Source organism: Halovivax cerinus, from assembly GCF_024498195.1.
Classification (GTDB): Archaea; Halobacteriota; Halobacteria; order Halobacteriales; family Natrialbaceae; genus Halovivax; species Halovivax cerinus.
On the sequence record NZ_CP101824.1, the window covers coordinates 530,604 to 548,292 of the forward strand.

Annotated in this window: 8 protein-coding genes and 1 pseudogene; 8 read left to right on the plus strand and 1 reads right to left on the minus strand. The window is 54.2% G+C overall.

All coding sequences use genetic code 11. The annotated features are described in order from the left end of the window. Positions 1 to 242 precede the first annotated feature (242 nt). From NO366_RS02535 to NO366_RS02570, 8 genes and pseudogenes are all read left to right on the plus strand, one after another. Positions 243 to 3,548: an ATP-binding protein gene (locus NO366_RS02535; RefSeq protein ID WP_425493194.1), complete on the plus strand. Its 3,306-nt coding sequence runs from the start codon at positions 243 to 245 to the stop codon at positions 3,546 to 3,548. Positions 3,549 to 3,634: 86 nt separating this feature from the next. Next, the gene (locus NO366_RS02540; RefSeq protein WP_425493195.1) at positions 3,635 to 4,186 is read left to right on the plus strand and encodes a DUF7680 family protein; all 552 of its coding nucleotides are present in this window, start codon (positions 3,635 to 3,637) and stop codon (positions 4,184 to 4,186) included. 3 nt (positions 4,187 to 4,189) lie between these two features. Then, positions 4,190 to 7,081: a DUF1156 domain-containing protein gene (locus NO366_RS02545; RefSeq protein WP_256532746.1), complete on the plus strand. Its 2,892-nt coding sequence runs from the start codon at positions 4,190 to 4,192 to the stop codon at positions 7,079 to 7,081. A gap of 23 nt (positions 7,082 to 7,104) precedes the next feature. Continuing rightward, entirely contained in the window at positions 7,105 to 9,321 is a 2,217-nt protein-coding gene (locus tag NO366_RS02550; RefSeq protein ID WP_256532747.1) for a DEAD/DEAH box helicase, read from the plus strand. A 463-nt stretch (positions 9,322 to 9,784) separates the two neighbouring features. Then, positions 9,785 to 10,129: a hypothetical protein gene (locus NO366_RS02555; RefSeq protein WP_256532748.1), complete on the plus strand. Its 345-nt coding sequence runs from the start codon at positions 9,785 to 9,787 to the stop codon at positions 10,127 to 10,129. Positions 10,130 to 10,324: 195 nt separating this feature from the next. Next, a complete protein-coding gene (locus tag NO366_RS02560; protein ID WP_256532749.1) occupies positions 10,325 to 14,239 on the plus strand; it encodes a helicase-related protein in 3,915 nt (1,304 codons plus the stop codon). Positions 14,240 to 14,335: 96 nt separating this feature from the next. Further along, positions 14,336 to 14,701, plus strand: a pseudogene (locus NO366_RS02565) (DUF8076 family protein); the annotation flags it as partial. A 471-nt stretch (positions 14,702 to 15,172) separates the two neighbouring features. Then, a complete protein-coding gene (locus tag NO366_RS02570; protein ID WP_256532751.1) occupies positions 15,173 to 15,889 on the plus strand; it encodes a hypothetical protein in 717 nt (238 codons plus the stop codon). Positions 15,890 to 16,467: 578 nt separating this feature from the next. On the opposite strand, the gene NO366_RS02575 is transcribed toward NO366_RS02570, so the two are convergent. Further along, positions 16,468 to 17,547 carry a PAS domain-containing response regulator gene (locus NO366_RS02575; RefSeq protein ID WP_256532752.1) on the minus strand — a complete coding sequence of 360 codons (1,080 nt, stop codon included), beginning with the start codon at positions 17,545 to 17,547 and terminating at the stop codon, positions 16,468 to 16,470. Positions 17,548 to 17,689: the final 142 nt, after the last annotated feature.

The following is a 17,689-nucleotide window of genomic DNA, read 5'->3' on the forward strand; positions in this document are numbered from 1 at the left end:
AGTTTTGTCAGTGGGCTCAATTGATATCCTCATCTCAATGACCCGGAAGCCAACTAACCAAAATAGTTTGAGGTCGATTAGTGTGCAATTATTGATTTCTAAATTAAATATCCTCAAGATGAATGACAGTAATTTGGAAGGCTTCATCGAACAACCCCACGGCGTTACTCACTCCATAATTTCAGGGTTATCACAAAGCGAGTTCTTGACCGTTTTAGAATCTTATTGGAGGTAAATCAACAATGAATAGCCAATATCCAAGCCTGTTCGAATCATGCACTCCGCGAGACGATGTACTGGATGGAACACTGCAGGAGGAGCAGTTCGCTGCGAGTCTCGCGACAGTTGCTCACTCATCCGACGATGCTGCGCCGGTGTATCGCGATGCAGCTGAGTTCTACGATATGACGTATCCCACTGACGGGCTTCGAACGCTCCTCAGTAATCTCACCGGCCGGTTTCTTTCGAGTGGTGGCTATGATAGCGGAGGCTATTCGAGCAGTATTCTGTGCCTCGACACTCGTTTTGGCGGTGGAAAGACCCACGACCTAATTGCGTCATATCATTTGGCTACGAATCCTACCGCTGTGGACGATCTCGGTCGCCATCTCCTCGATGCCGATGCAGATCTCGCAACGAACTACGTCGATGCCGTGGAGGAAGGGCTCGAAGTTGATTCCGCCGTATTCGTCGGTGGCCACGTCGACGCACGGAATGCCCGAAGCGACCGATCGGATCCAAACGCCCCGAACACCAGAACGATGTGGGGTGAGCTTGCCTATCAACTCTACGGGAGTGAGGGCTACGAACAAATCAAGGAGTATGACCAGGAACGGCAGGCTCCAGGCGGGAATACGCTCAAAGCCCTCTTCGAGTTTGGTGAAGGACCAGCGCTAATCCTCGCGGACGAAATTGCGGCGTATCTAAAGGCCGCGTCCGGTGTCGAGGTGGGCAATACGACTCTCGCCAGCCAGACGCTCACGTTCATCCTATCGCTGCTGGAGACCGCATCGGAAGTCGAGAAGGTAACTGTCGTCTACAGTATCGCGGACACGGCATTCGAGGACGAAGCCGAGAACGTTCGTACTCTCATCGACGAACTGAACCAGATCGGTCGTCGCCAGCACAAAACCATCACGCCGACGTCCGAAAACGAGGTCGGACAGGTACTCCAACACCGTCTCTTCGAGAATATTGAACGTGCACAGGCCGAGTCGATCGCGGAATCCTATTTCCAATATTATACTGAGGGAGATCGACAGTTCACGCAAGAAGCGACTGACGCGAGTTACGTCAACCGACTCGAACGCGAGTATCCATTCCATCCAACGATCATCGATACACTCACCGAGAAGATTGACACCATTCCGAAGTTCCAGCGAACACGAGGCGCGCTCAAGCTCCTCGCTCGTGCCGTCTACTATCTCTGGAACAACCAGCCCGATCATTACGACCGACACTGGATTCGGCTCTACGACCTTTCCCCCGCAGATAACGCCCCTGATGGGAGTATTGACTCGACACTTCGTGAGACGCTATTCGAATTCGTCGATCTAAGTGCAGCACTCTCTGCAGATATCTACAGCGAAGACGATACGGCGCACACACAACTCGAAGACAGGAAGTGGACCGAGAAAGGGATACCACGTCTGGGTAGTCACCTGACCACTACATTTCTCTGGCACAGCCTCGCCTATGGGGAGCAAGCGACCGGGCTTACGCGTGCGGAGATGAATATCTCGCTCGGACATCCGGACATCAGATTCGACAACTACGACTCGGCGCTGGAGGCGCTCACGGGGGGCGATATGAACGTCGCGTGCTACTACCTCTACGACGAGGAGCGCGTCCGCTTCAAGTCCGAACCGAATCTCCTCAAGATCATCAATCAGCGCGTGGATAACACACCCGACGCGCAGGCTCGTAATCGGTTCAAGTCGCGCCTTCAAAAATCCGAGGTGGGAACAGGCGGTTTCGAGACAGTAGTCTTCCCAGAGGCACCGGCCGATCTTCCGGACAAGGTGTCCAAACCGCAACTCGCCGTCATGCACATGGACTCGGCGCCAGTCTCCGACGGCGGAAACGAGATCCCGGACAAAATCCAGACACTGTATCAGAAGTCGGCCTCCAAGCACGGTGGAGAGACCCAAAGCCGTGTGTACAAGAACTACGTTCTCTTCCTCGCACCCAACGAGGAACGCATCGATGGCGCCATCGACGCAGCACGAGAGTTGGAAGCCATCGAAGCACTACTTGACGACTCCCAACAGACTGCTGACCTCTCTAACGAGCAGCTCGAAGAACTTCGGGAGCGCCGCGACCGGACACACGGACTCCTTGGTGAACAGATTCGAGGCGTCTACCGACACCTGTACTATGTCGACCGCAACGGCCTGACACACCTGGCAATCAACGCTACCGAGGCCAATGGTGGGACAACGCTGGTGAACGCCGTCGAAGAGACCCTTGAGGGCCGGTTGATTCGGGCCGACGCGAGCGCGAAGGGTGTCGCGTTTTTCAAGCAGAAACTCTGGCAGCAAACCCAGGATAGCATGACTACGGAACAGCTGGTCACGCAGTTCGCTAAGAAGCCAGGGCTTCCGTACCTGCTGAACACGAAGCCGGTCAGAAAGACGGTGGCGAAGATGGTGGACGACGCGGGGTACACCTACTGGGATAGTACGGCCAGTGAGAGCGGCCTTGCGTACTGGGATGGCGACGAAGACGACAGCCCAGAAAACTGGGGGAAGGCAGACCCACTCGCGGAGTCGGACGACGTCCGAACCAGCATCCGCGATTCGGACGTGAAAATCGGTGACGGCTACGTTGTCTACACGGACATCGGCTCGCTCCTCGACGTCCATCACGAATCGATTCGAGCCCCGGCGGTCGAAGAAGCGCTGTGTGCGGAGGACAGTTGTAACGTTGAAGTCGATGCAGTTGGCGACTACTGTCCGGAGCACGAACCTGACAGTCCGACCTGTAGCCGATGTGGGACGGCCGTCGAGGATGAAAGTCAGCTGAACGCACAGGGACTGTGTGATAATTGTAGCCGGCCCAGTGACTGGGAGCAATCGACCAGTCTGATGGCAGCCTCGCGTGCTTTCAACGAAGTCCGAACGCACGCACTGGGTAAGGCGACGTCCGGCGGTGATCCTGGCGTCGACCGCGTCACGGTCGAGACCGGCGGCGACGAACAGCTTTCGAAAGGGTCGTTCATCGCTGGACGGCAGGCCTTCGGCGATCGAGCCGACTCCGTTTCGGTGCGGATGCAGTACGAGACGGAGTCGTCTGGCGGAGCCTCGTACCGCGCAACGTTTACTGGTGGCATCGACGAGTTCTCGAACGTGACGAACCAGCCGGATTCTTTCGGTGATGCGTCGCGAGTCGAGTTGAAGTTCCGCGTCGAGCTGGACGATCCGGAACCACTTACTGACGCTGAGGATGACGTCCTGGCAGAACTCAGAGAAGCCCTCGGAGACACCAGTATCGATGTGAAGGTTCAAGCACGAGGACCGGTCGAAGTAGCCCCAGAGGTTCACCAATGACGTCCCACCCCACTACGGAATCCGATCTGCAGGGAGCGAAGCCACTCCCCCAAAACAATCTCAGTACTGGACACTTCGGTAGTAGCGTGTATGGTGGCCGTCCAACGTTTGCGCTCACCAGGCGCGACGGCCCCGACGGTGCTCGCTTGACACTATACGAACTCCTCCCGGAAGACCAAGCAACGGCACGTTGCGAGCGCCTGAAGCGCGGGAATCCGAACCGTGGACTCGTGATTGAGCCTTTCGACGAGGTGTTCGACGACTCGACCGATCCCGATGCAGACTGTTGGGAATGGGATACCTGGACAGCGGTGAAGGTATCCCGACTCTCTGAGAGTCGTCTACGGTCCATCCTCCCACTCGTTAAGGAAACCCTCGACGGTGCGGACATCGACGACACGGCTGTCACGAGCGGCGGTCACACCGATGTCTTCCTCCCGGAGACTGTGGGCGTCCGTCTCGCGCTGGGTTTCTTGGGTGTGAAGCCCATCCAGCGCGTCGATCGGATGCGGGCGTTCTGTCGTGGTATCGCGCAGATGAGCGACGAGGAGTGCTACTACTGGCACGCGAAGTGTCGATCGCCATCGAGCCCGAACGGCGAGAAGGCCTTACGAACGATGCTGACTTCGCATATCTAACTCATGAGTGAACAACCGGCGCAGGAAACGGACGAGCAGGAGTCGTTGAAACCACTAGCCATCGAGGGGAAGTTGCCGCTGAAAGCGGTCGGTATCGAGAACTTGAAGGAGGCAAATCCAAAGCATATGCCTCCTCATCGTTATCTTCATCCATGGTTTGCTCGGAGGCCGACTCCTGCCACTCGTTTGGCAATTCTAGCCTCGGTGTTTCCAAAGAACACAGACCCCGACGATTTGCTTCGATGGATGCAAATTGGACCGAAAGAAGGCGTTGAAGATGAATCCATCAGTGAGTACGTAGAACGCAAGAAGGCTAATGAACAGAACCGAGACGGGAACTTAGAAGGTCACTACGGCTATCCACGGCCGTTCACGTCCTCTCCCAACGATACAGAATTAGAAACCTTCCATGAGAGTCTACGCAAGCACTGGGATGGTTCCCTTCCAGAGATTATTGATCCAACAGCAGGAGGGGGAGTCATTCCTTTCGAATCGCTCCGTTACGGGCTTCCGACAAAGGCAAATGAGCTTAATCCGGTTCCTTCACTAATACTCAAAGTCCTTCTACAATATGCTCCTAAGGAAGGTTCTCTGGAAGAAGAACTCATTAAGTGGAGTAAGACGATCGACGAATCTGCCGAAGAAAGGTTACGAGAATATTTTCCAAGTGGAGAAGATACAGCAACCGTCGATTCTTATGTGACAACCCACACCATTGGATGTCCGACGTGCGGATCGGATCTCCCTTTGGTTTCAAAGTGGTCTATCCGGACTCGAAAGAGTGCAGATACAGTTATTACTAAACCTGATCTGGACGAATCTGGTTCAATTTCGTATGACTGCCTTGTAGAACCGGATCAAGAGATTTTAAAAGAGTTCGATCATTCTGATGGACCCGTTTCGCGCGGAGGAGATGCTGAATGTCTGCAGTGCGGGGTTGTAACCGAATCAGAAGCAATCCAAGAGCGATATCAAGATGGTGAGTTTCGATTTGATGTTTACTGTGTTCGCGAAATCACCACAAATGGGGAGTATAAATTTCGTGCGCCCAACGATGCAGATCAAAAGGCACTAACGAAAGCCAAAGACCGAATTGAATCTGATTATCAAATTTCGTCTTTTCTTTCGACCGAAGTTCCGGAAGGTGAAAAAACCCGAGAGCCACGAGAGTACGGCGTCACCGAATGGAAGAACATGTATACTCCTCGCCAAATAGTCTCTCATTATGAATACCTGCAGTCATTCCGCGAACACATCGGCCAAATTCAGGACAAGTATTCAACTGAAAAAGCCGAAGCGATTTTAGCTATTCTTTCTCTTGCGCCAGGAAAATTAATAGACTATAACTCTCGATTTTCACCATGGCATACCGGGAAGGGCTACCCATCTAATGCAATGGGCGGAAAGCATTTTTCATTAGCCAAATCATTCGCCGACATCAATATGTCTGTTGGGGGTATGGGAAGCTATCAATCTGCAATTGAGAAGATAATTGAATCTTATGAAATATTAGTCCGTTATTTGCCCGGAGATGTAGGGGCTGCAGATGTCGTTTCTGGAGACGCAGCAAAAATGCCGTTTGCAGATGGTAGTGTTGACGCTGCTATAATGGATCCTCCCTACTACAGTAGTATCATGTACGCGGAGCTGTCTGATATGTTTTATGTTATTCTTAAACCATACCTTAAGGATACATTGCCAAATCTGTTCTCTTCAGATCTTACCGATAAAATGGATGAAGCTGTGGCTAACCCAAGCAAATTCGCTACAGTCGCTAGTAACGAACATTCGAAGAAAGAGCTTGCAGACCAAAATTACGAAGATAAAATGGGCGATATATTCTCTGAAGTGTATCGGGTTTTAGATTCTGGTGGGGTGATGACGGTGATGTTCACTCATAAAGAGACTGATGCCTGGGATACACTAACTATGTCTCTTATAAATTCTGGATTCACAATCACTTCCACTCATCCAATTACAAGTGAAATGCCAGCACGAATTGATACCCAAGGAACAGGATCGGCAGACTCCACCCTCCTCCTCGTTGGTCGTAAACCCCACGAAGAACGCGACCCCGAGGACACGACTCCAACGCTCTGGAGCGACGTCAAAACCGACACCCGGACTGCAGCGCAGGAGGCCGCCCGCGACCTCATCGACTCCGGGTTGAGCCTCACTAAAACCGACGTCATCATCAGCGCATTCGGCCCGACACTACGTGTGTTCGCGGACGCCTACCCGGTCGTCGACGACGAAGACAATGAGGTCAAGCCTCGACGCGCGCTCGAAGAAGCCCGGGAGGCGGTCACGCGGATCCTCATCGACGAGTACCTCGAAGTCGAGGGCATCGACGATCTCGATGACATCACAGAGTGGTACGTGCTCTGTTGGCTCGTCCACGAGAAGCAGACGTTCTCCTACGACGATGGTCACCAACTCGGATTAGGGATCGGCGTCGACATCGACGATATCAAGCGCAACACGAAGACGTGGCGAAAGAGCACCGGCGACATCAGCCTCCGCGGGCACGCCGATCGCGTGCAGAATAGCAACGAGAAACCTGAGAATCGGTCCAGTCGGACGCCGGTAAATCCCGACGACTTGTCGTTCGGACTCGCGCTGGACAAAGTCCATGCGGCGATGCACATTTACGACGTACAGGGCGAGAGCGCGTGCTGTGACTGGCTTCGCGAGCGGAACTTCGATTCCGATTCGACGTTCAAATCCACACTGAAGGCACTCCTCCAGGTGCTCCCGCACGATCACGACGACTGGGAGCTGGCCCGTGATCTTGCAGTCGGACGAACGCGTGACGTCCTGGACCTGGAATTCAGTCCGAACGTCTTCGCGGATGACGGCGATAAAATGTCTCAATCGAAACTTAGCGACCACTAAGGTCGCGGAAAACTATCTCCAACATGAATGTTAACGAACTCTTCGACGGCTGGCACTACAGTGGTGCGGACTTGCTCGACACTGACGTGCGTGGGACGGAGTATGCCCGTGTTGACGTAGCGGAGGCGGCATCCCGCGCGAAGGACATACTCGGGATGAAGGCGAACGACAAAGACGCGTTCGTCGTCCCGTTATTCGCGACCGACGGACCACACCCTACGAACGAGTATGTCTATTACCGGCCAGAGAGGGAAGAGATCGGCTGGTACGACGCAGGATTCGGCGTTTCTGGCACGGAACGGTTCGCCTCGTGTGATAGGTTAGAGACGAACGAGATCGGACATCGGATCCGGTTCTGGCTTCCGTCGAATCACGCCGACCTGGAGGTCGAATTTGACGAGTCGAAACTACCACCAGAACGGGTTGATCCAGTAGACCGTCTAAGCAGTACTGAGGAACAGAAGTTGTTCAGCCAATTGAAGAACTTCGTCCGGTCCGAGCGAGACGCGGAACGAGATGCCAACTGGGAGAACTACAGAGACCTTGGCCTTCAGGAAGGGATACGTCGAAATCGGGTATCGGGACCGTTTGTCCACATTTCCAAGACCAGAGGGGCGGACGGAAAACAAGCTTACCGGTATCAGTTAGCTGTTGACGAAGACGAAGAAGTAGACCTACGAGGCGATGAAGGGCTCTTTGAAGGGAACCAGTGTATTCTGGATATCAAGAATGGTGAAGACAACTTCCCCATCGAAGTCGAACTTCTGTCGGTTGACGATGTGACGATCACCTTCCAACCGATGTGGGGGAACATCGAGAAGGATACAGCTGTGGATATGCTTCTCATCGGAGAGGATGCCGAAATTTGGCTCCACGAGTTATTGAACCCTGTACCGTTCGACCGACGTCTCAGGGCAATCGAGCAGGTCCAGCACAACGACGAGAAACGGGAACTTCTCACCGGGCAACGGGCAGTGAGTTTCTCAGTCAATAAGTACGACCTGCCAGAAGGAGTCATCGACCTGAACGAGTACCAGCGGTTGGCACTTATCTGGGCCGAGTGTTCGGACGACATCGTTTGCATTCACGGCCCTCCTGGGACTGGTAAGACGCGCACACTCACAGCGTTAGTGGAAGAAGCAGCATCACGTGGCCAATCAGTCCTCGTAACGGCACATTCGAACCAGGCAGTGGACAATCTATTAGTAGGGGATAGCACTCGGGGTTCCCCCGAAGAGGACACCCTGCATGCGATGGCACAGGATCCGGATCGAGAGCTCTCGATCGCGCGTGTCGGGTACAACACGCGAAACAAGGTCGTCCAAGAGACGTATGTGGATCAGCCGGTGGATAGCGCTGACGTCGTTGCATCGACTACGAGTGGCGCCGCACAGTTCGAACAGGACAAGTTTGATATTGCGGTTATGGATGAGGCGACCCAGGCGAGCAGGCCAGCCACAGCTATTGCCCTGAACTGTGCAAGAAAACTAGTACTAGCCGGAGACCACAAGCAACTTTCCCCGTATTGCGCCAATGAGGCGACACAGGAGGAGGATCTGCACGTTTCGCTTTTCGAATATTTACTTGAACGATACGGGGATGACATTTCCATTCTTCTCCGAAAACAGTATCGAATGAACGGGGCCATCGCGGAGTTTTCTAATCGAATGTTCTACAACGGAAATCTCGAAACAGACGAGCGAAATAGGGATTGGACCGTTGACGAGTTAAAACCGCTAATGGGAATCGATATCGACGGGAATGAGCAGAGACAAATTCACGGGAACTCGTACTACAATGTTCAGGAAGCCGAGGCCGTAGCAAAGCAGGTAGAACTTCTCGTTCGGAGTGGGCTTGATCCCGAAGACATCGGAGTCATTACTGCCTACAGTGGACAGATTGGGAAGGTTGGGCAACGAATCAATCAACTCGATATCGATAATCCGGAGCGAGTGACCGTCGACACGGTGGACTCGTTCCAGGGAGGCGAACGTGAGGCGGTCATCGCTTCGTTCGTTCGCAGCAACGACGAAGGACATAGCGGTTTTCTGGAATTCCCGGAGGAAGGTGCACGCCGACTAAATGTTGCGGTTACGAGAGCCCGAAAACGCTTGGTCCTTGTAGGAAACTGGGACACGTTAGGAACGACGGCTCCCCACCGGTCTCAGGAAGAGAGTTGTGCCCACCTCTATGCTGAACTAGCAGATCAAATTCGATCGAACAACTTGATGTTGTCATGAATCGAGGGCGCTTAACCCGATTATACACCACACGCACCCCTTCACTGCCCGATTTTTACATTTAATATAAGGACAGCTAACTACCGGGCTACTTTTCGATAGAACCACTTATACGAAATCTTAGAATCTCCCGCTCAGTCAAATCTACAGGAACCTGTTTCGGTCCTCGGTCATTTTTACCTTCGGTACTGGAGCGACTTAGACCCCTTGAACACAACCTATTCCAAACAGTTCTACACCATTCTTGCGAAATCAAACTGTGATATTTTCACATAGAAGAACGACTGAGACATAAGAGATCCTAATCAGTGAGGGCTGAGAAAAAAGGCCATAAATTCGTTATTGGTGCTTGTTTGGTGAGAGCAAAATCAATTAAGAGACGTTGTATACTCTAAGGCATTATAAATAATCTGCCCTGTCACCGGCCCGAATTGTTATTGGGGAAGGGATTTACCTCCAGTACATGGGTAAGCGGCGGCGGAAAGACGGGGCACACGACATTGGCGACTCGATGCCAGGTACAGTTGGTGATAGCCAAGGGTCGATTCACGATCGCCGAGAAGGGCCAACATTTGATCCTGAAGAGGATGTTATCGTACCTAAACCGAGTAAAAAACAGAAGAAAGACCAGAACCAAAAGAACGATCGTTCAGAACAGAGTGAGGATACCGAAGAGTCAGAGGGAATGACGACGCGGATGAAATATGCCAAAAAGTACGGTGATTCGTGGCCTGAAAGCCGGCAACGCCGGTTCCTCCGGGAGCACGATGTGTCCGCAAAGGAGATGGGATGGAAGATTACTGAGTAGTTAGATTGTACGTGCAGCCACCGTTCAGTTGTTCTTAATTAAAATCAACGAGTTTGTTCTATCATTCCTACTACGGATGGGTTTTGACCACTCAGTTGGATATCTGACCCAATCCTAAGACCAACTTATAGAGTGGATACAACAGTCTATCGGCGCTCAGTTATAAGTGACTAAGGGAAAGAACCTAGGGAAAGAATGTGTTCGCTTTTATCTACCGAATGGGACTCTATTTACGAAAGTCAACCACGCTCTGAGGGTGCTCATCTCGTCGACGAGTTCTACGTCCCAGCGTTACAACGATCTACTCGGTACGACCGCATCGCCGGCTACTTCTCCAGTAGTGCACTCGCAGTCGCCTCCCGGGGAATTACTGCGCTTCTTGAGAATGACGGTGAGATGCGATTGGTCGTTGGGACTGAACTCTACACCACCGATCGCCCTGTCTTCGAGGCGTTGACCGACGAGCTGACCGATTCGTTGGATGAACTCGATGACGAACAACTCGACAGTCAACTCAAACTACTCGCCCGACTCCTTCGCGAAGATCAACTTCACATCAAAGTCGCTGTTCCCCGGCAGGGATCGTGGCGTCTCTTTCATCCTAAGATGGGGATTTTCCACGACGATGATGAGAACGCGATCTCCTTCGAGGGGAGTGTCAACGAGACAGTCGGTGGGTGGAAAAACAACTACGAGCGATTCAAAGTACATCGATCTTGGGTTGACGAACAGGCGACGTACGTCGACGGTGACGTCGCCACGTTCGATCGGCTGTGGGCGGACGAACATCCCTACGTCGAGGTGTACGATTTGCCCGAGGCTATCAAAGAGGAACTCATCGACTGGAAAGACCCAGACACACAATCGGAACTGGACGAAGCGGTTCAGATCGCCAGCGGCAACGCCCCGCCGACCGACCGGGATAAGGCAAACATCATCGCAGATGGCTATCGCTCGCCCGGCGCCCTTGCTCTCGCTGAACAGAGCAGCACCATCGAGCCGTGGCCACATCAGCGCGTCGTCTCTGACACGCTCGTCAACACCTATCCGAACAGTTTCTTGCTCTGTGACGAGGTCGGTCTGGGGAAGACGATTGAGGCCGGCCTGACGCTCTCGCGCCTCGGTCTGACTGGCGAACTCGAGACTGGACTCATGCTCGTCCCCGCGAGCCTCACCGTCCAGTGGCAAGAGGAGATGCGGGAGAAGTTCAACCTGAATACGTATCGATACGAGCGGGGCAGTAACTACGAATATGCCTTCATCGACGCGTTCGGTCGTGAACACTCACCACCACCTGCGTCTGAACTTGAACTCGACGGAGACGAACGCGAGCAGGCGTGGGTCGAGAGTCCAATCTGGCGCTTCCTCCACGACCACCAGAACGATGACGTCACCAACAGCCCCGCTATCGTCATCATGTCCTGGCACACGGCACGCCTGAGTGACCGATGGGATCAGGTGGCTCCACAGGACGGGGGTACCGTCCGAACCCGGGACGAGGTGCCTGCAAGTTGCCGAGGACGATCGACATCGAACCGGGAGGGTGTCTGGGATGCAGTTGTCGTCGACGAGGCTCATAACGGCCGTAAGGGGAGCAGTTTCTATTCGATGCTGGAACGACTCCGCGATCACACACAGACCTACTACCTGCTCACTGCGACACCGATGCAGTTGCACGCTGGCGAACTCTACGATTTGATGTCCTTGCTTGACCTCCCCGGAGGATGGGATACACAGGACAAGTTTGTCGAGTTCTTCAAAACGCGCCAGGCGCTTACAACGGCACTCAGCGACGTGTTCGGAGAGAGTGAGTCAGGAATGACAGATGATTCGTGGTCTGCACAAGCGACGCTTACTGAGAGTCGGTACCAAGATAGACTTACTGGCGATCGAAGTCTGTCAGACCGAATATTCGACTCCCTCGCTACCGAATTGGATGTCGATGATGACCAGCATGCCCGTTCTATCGCAAAGCAACGCGTTCTGCGCGCTTGTGACCTCGCCAGTGACTACGGAGACCACTACGACGGGTATGTCGACACGTTCGAGGCCAAGATGGATGAGTACGGCGTCGACCCATTCGCTGCGAAGGAGGATGAGAAGCTCAAATATCTCCTCTACCCCGAGTGGAAGGTTGATGAGGAGTGGTTGACGTTCTCTCGGAACGAACGCCTCGCTGCACTGGACGAGCTGACCGAGGCTGGTTGGCACGTCGTCCAAGATATACTCGACGAGTCGACACCGGTCGACGCACTCATCCACCGAAACACTCGGGATACGCTCCGGAAGTACGAACGTGTTGGTCTCCTCGACGCGATGGTCCCTGATCGTAAACCGGAGCAGCGCAAAATCGAACTGACGGATGAGACTCGGCAGGTATACGATCGCATCCGCGAATTCACAAAGAAGTTCTACAAGCTCGCGCAGCAGTCCGACGAGGCTGAAACCCAGGCGATCGGGTTCGTCATGACCACTTATCGGCAGCGACTAACGAGCAGTGTCTATGCGATTTCTCAGAGCCTCCAAAACCGCCTCACGAAGCTCCGGGGACAACAGACCATATTGAAGGGTAAACAGCGAGCAACGGAACGAGAAGTCGGAGATCCCCAGCAGGTCGTTATGGAAACACTCTCTGAACACGACCTTGAGGATCTCGACGCGCTGGACGAACTAGAAGGTGACTTAGAGGATGCAGACCTTGCGGAAATAATACCCAATGTCACCGACGAGGGGCTCCATCTACTAGAGCGTGAGATCAATGAGTTGGAATCATTCGTCGATGAACTCGCCGCGATTGAAGAAGACCCAAAGATCGGCCAACTCAAGAACGATCTTGAGGAGTTAACTCGCGGCGGCCACAACCGAGTGATCGTCTTCACCCAGTATACGGATACGATGGACTTCATCCGCGAGAATCTTTTATCGATTCACCGGGAGACGGTTGCGACGTACTCTGGGCGCGGTGGTGAGATCTACGACGGTGACTCAGATAGTTGGACTTCGGTAGGTAAAGAGCATGTTAAACGAGAATTTGCGGATGAAGACGGGAAGGTAGAAATCCTCATCTGCACGGACTCTGCCAGTGAGGGACTGAATCTGCAAGAATGTGGTGCACTCATCAATTACGACCTCCCGTGGAACCCGATGCGTGTCGAACAGCGCATTGGGCGTATTGACCGTATTGGACAGAACTATCCTGCGGTTAAGATACTGAATTATAGCTACACAGATACCGTGGAGACTGATATTTACGACCGACTCGACGACCGCATTGGACTGTTCGAGAACGTTGTCGGCGAGATGCAACCCATTCTATCGAGCGTGAGTGACCAAATCCGTGCTGCGACCCTCGAGTCTGAGGCCGAGACAAGTGCTGAAAAAGTGGAGGCCGCCGACCGGGCTTTCTCCGAAAAACTCGAAGAACAGGATCGGAAGGGCCAGGTCGATGTCGGTGAATCGCTCGACTCAGTTGATACGCTTCTTGAGGAGGACGTCGTCGACGAGGCGAAACTTGACGCCTGGAAATCGTACAACCACCCCGATCTCGACGACGTGGGTGATGACGATTACGCGTATCGCGACCCGTTCTATATTGATGGAGTCGAGCAACTCCTCGTCGATAACGATACCCTCACGGAGGCTGGAGTTTCGTTCACACCCGTTTCCGAAATCGACGGTTCAGGAGTGAGTTTTCCGCCACGGTTCGAATTCGCTGAGTCGACCTATCGTCTTGAATGGGATGGACTCGAAGAACAATCAATAGATGACGGAGATACACTCGCGGAAACAATTGCGCCTAAGAAGGGAACGACCGCTGCCACCTTCGAAAGCGAATGTGCCGAAGAGTTCCCGTCAGTACAGTTCCTTTCACCTGGCAACCCGCTCTTTGATAGACTGGTCCGATTGCTTCACTCCAGAACCGACGACCCACAGCGCTTACGCAAGTACGAGGCAGGCCGCGCTCAATTTGATGAGAAACCGGTTGTGCGTTGTTGGGGACGAAATGGTACTCTCGCACGCCTGTCCAACAGGGGATCGGTAATTGAATCAGAAGAACACGCAAATCCCCAGGAGTGGCGCGACACCTTTCTCAGAAATCGAAGTGGCTGATAATCGAATTCCCATGTATTCGAAAGCACTGTTCCCATTTGGGTAATGACAAGGATTGCTGAATAATTTGAGCACAGTTTTCGTGTCGACTTCAACCTCGTGACGGATCGCGTCGAAGACACGGAGCAGGAACTCCCGGCACTCGCGTTCTTCCGGAGGCTCGCCAGCACCGAGACGCTCCCACCTCGCCTCACAGTCACCCACCTCGAAGATCTGCTGGACGAAGCCGATGCAGAGCAACGCGACGACGCTGTCCGAAAACTAAGCGATGTACTTCGCGAGAGCGGCTCTATCCGCGGGCCGAAGGCGGTCCAGATCGTGTTCGACGGTGATCTCGTCGACGACGATGTCTTCACGATCAGGATCGAGCGCGGCGGTAACCCGGTGTACCTCCCCGTTGGGAATCTCTTCGTGGAGGAACCGCGACTCGTCGAAGCTGGTCACGCGGTCGCTCGAAAGTAACCCCCTCTTCGAAAGGGTCCAGCACTAGGCTTTCTGATCTACTTCTTCTCCCTTCTTCCCTCGAGGATGACTTTTCCTTATCTTTCGGCGAGGAGCAATTCCCCCTCCTTTCGAGGGACCCCTGTCTCCACTGTCGCGAGTCATTTGGTGATCCTTCTTTCTCGATACTCCGTGGTTTGTCCAGCTATGCTGTAGTCGTCGGGCCTCGCCCGTCGCTCCCAGGGTCGCTACCGGGTTCGACCCCTCCTTTGGTAGACGGCAATGGGGTGGAACAGGGGGTGATGGGGCGTGCCTGTTGTGCAGGTGTCGCGGTTACAGTGTGGTACGAGCGTAGTCGTTCCACACCCGTGAGAAACAGAGCCTGTGAAATGACCGTCTGCGTATCCGGCTGTGGGAAATCGGACTACGGCAGGTCCTGTCCGATCGAGCCGGGTGTCGCGAGTTGTTTGGTGTCACGCTATCTGTAGATTTATGAGTTCGATTGCAGAACGTTTCAGTACGAGCGTGGCCCACATGAAGGACGAGAACCCCGATGAACCAGAGAACAGTGATCCGTCGACGGCGATCAATCCCCACCTCGGCGGGAAGGACATCCGGTTTCTGCAGGCGATCCAGACGGTGAACGAGCGAGCCGGGTACAAGTCAGGTACGGACGAGCGCCCCCCGGCAACGACGGGAAAGATCGCTTCCGCAGCGGACCTCAACAAGAACGAGGTCAACTATCGACTCAATCAGCGCGGATTCGACACCAATGGCCTCGGGTACATCCGGGTCTACGGATCGGAGCTGCTCCCGAACGGCGCCCTGTCGGCGAAGTGTGCGGAGTTAACCGAAGCGGGAGAGGAGGCGCTGTCAGAAGTCCTCGAAGGACCGTCGCCGAATGCGGTCGATACGAACGCGGATTTCGAGGGACGGCTCGCCGAGCTCGAGACGGAGATCGAGGCGATCCGCGAGGAAACCGAGACCATTCGCGAGGCACTCCCTCGCTCCGGTGGGGATGAATCGGATCCCCTGGGCGCAGATCGAAGCGAAGAATTCGACGCGGTCCTGAACGCGATGGTCGCCTATCAGCGGATATTCAGCACGGTGCTGGAGATCGACGTCAGCGATTTCCAGGGAGATAATACTCTGTCTGAGGGGACAATTTCGAAAAACCGAAAGCGGGTACGGGAAGCAGTGCGGACGTAGTTCTCCCAGTTTGCGTCTTTCGGAACATCCGATCGACGACGTGGTCCGACCACGCTAACCGACCGACCGGGTCAAGCACCAGTCCGCGTAATTTGGGTAGAAACGCTCCGGATACTACTGTTCCGAGACCTCGCTTTATCGAATCAACTACCCCCGGCACGGCCAAAATCTGCCAACAAGATTATAATAATCTGCATGGTACATTCTGCTGCGGGCAAGATCGTCTGTGGTTGCCACCCAGATCCCTGCCCCCTGGTGCCCGCATTTTCACAAACTCCTTCCAACAAGGATTAGGTTTACTGATTCCCGATATCGGCCAAAACCCCTATTCATGCAGGGTACAGACCATCTATTGGCGGGCAGCACCACTCCGATCCGACGTCAATAGCCACTGATCCCGCCACCGAAGACATGGGGGCCGTGCCCTCGATCGCCCCCCGGTCGAGGGCATCGCCATTCGTTTTCGATCGATTCTCACGCAAACAGATACCGGACTGAGTCTCGATACGATCTGTTTCTGATGGGTCCGCGATATCAGTCTCACGTTGCCTGGGCCGTATAGTATTCTTCTGGACCGATTAGGTGGAGAGACGGCGCCCAATCCCGACGACACCGATGGTTTCGTCGTCGTCACTGACGGGGATACCGGTAAATTCGTACGGAATCGTCTCACCGTCTTTGGTCACCAGTTCTGCTTCGACGACGACTCGTTCCCCGTTAGAGAGAATTCGATCGATCTCCGCTTCGATTTTCGATTTCGTGTCGCCTTCGAACAGGTCCATCGGCGACAGGTCACGGATCTCCGCTTCGGAATAGCCGATAACTTCCTCGAATCGGTCGTTCCACCGGATGTAGGTGAGATCGTCGTCGAAGACGTAGAAGAGGTCGTCTATCGAATTGAGGGCCGTCTCCAGAAACCGCTGTTCGCGACGGAGGTGTTCCGCTCGTCGCCGTTCCTCGGTGACGTCGCGGACGACGCAGACGTGGCCGCCGTCGTCCAGGAGGGCTAGGCTGAGACTTTCGTTGATCCGGTCTCCGTTGGCAGTCAGTCCCACGGATCGGCCCGTCCACGTCCCCTCTGATTCGAGCGTCGGGAGGATCTCTCTGCGGAATCGTTCCGCCTCCGATTCGGGGTAGAGGTTCTCCCAGTGAGACTCGAGTATCTCGTCTCGGTCCGCGTCGTACACCTCGGCGTACGCCTGGTTCAGATACACGTACTCTCCCTCGTCGTTCAAAATCCCGATTCCCTCCTGAGCTGACTCCAGCGCCTGAAACCCACGGAAGACTCCCCGCTCTGCGTTGTACTTTTCGACCAGATTCTCCACTCTGTTCGCCAGCACCGTATACTGGTCCGTACCCGTTCCCTTCTGCAGGTACTCCGTCACACCGGCTGTGATCGCTTCGCTCGCGATTTCTTCGTCGCCCTTCCCGGTGAAGAGGATAAACGGGAGGTCCGGATACTCGTCTCTGACGCGTTCGAGAAAGTCGAGGCCGTCCTGACCGGGCATCTCGTAATCGCTGATCACGCAGTCGATACGCTCCTCCCGGAGCACCGACATCCCCTCCTCCACAGACGTTTCGGTTAGAACGGAGAGCGGTTCTCGTTCCCGTTCGAGGAACGTTTTGACCAGATCGACGAATGACTCGTTATCGTCCACGTGTAACGCACGTATGTATTCAGATTGTAGAGAAAAACTGAATTCCTCAAGCTCCAGATCGTACTCGAATTGAGACATACGATCTACTGGCGCGCGTCGGTTTAAATACTCTACTGCCGATAGTCGACAGAATTCGATATAC

Coding starts and splice junctions, on each gene's coding strand:
- NO366_RS02535 (WP_425493194.1), top strand. CDS start 243: ATGAATAGCCAATATCCAAGCCTGTTCGAATCATGCACTCCGCGAGAC.
- NO366_RS02545 (WP_256532746.1), top strand. CDS start 4,190: ATGAGTGAACAACCGGCGCAGGAAACGGACGAGCAGGAGTCGTTGAAA.
- NO366_RS02550 (WP_256532747.1), top strand. CDS start 7,105: ATGAATGTTAACGAACTCTTCGACGGCTGGCACTACAGTGGTGCGGAC.
- NO366_RS02555 (WP_256532748.1), top strand. CDS start 9,785: ATGGGTAAGCGGCGGCGGAAAGACGGGGCACACGACATTGGCGACTCG.
- NO366_RS02560 (WP_256532749.1), top strand. CDS start 10,325: ATGTGTTCGCTTTTATCTACCGAATGGGACTCTATTTACGAAAGTCAA.
- NO366_RS02570 (WP_256532751.1), top strand. CDS start 15,173: ATGAGTTCGATTGCAGAACGTTTCAGTACGAGCGTGGCCCACATGAAG.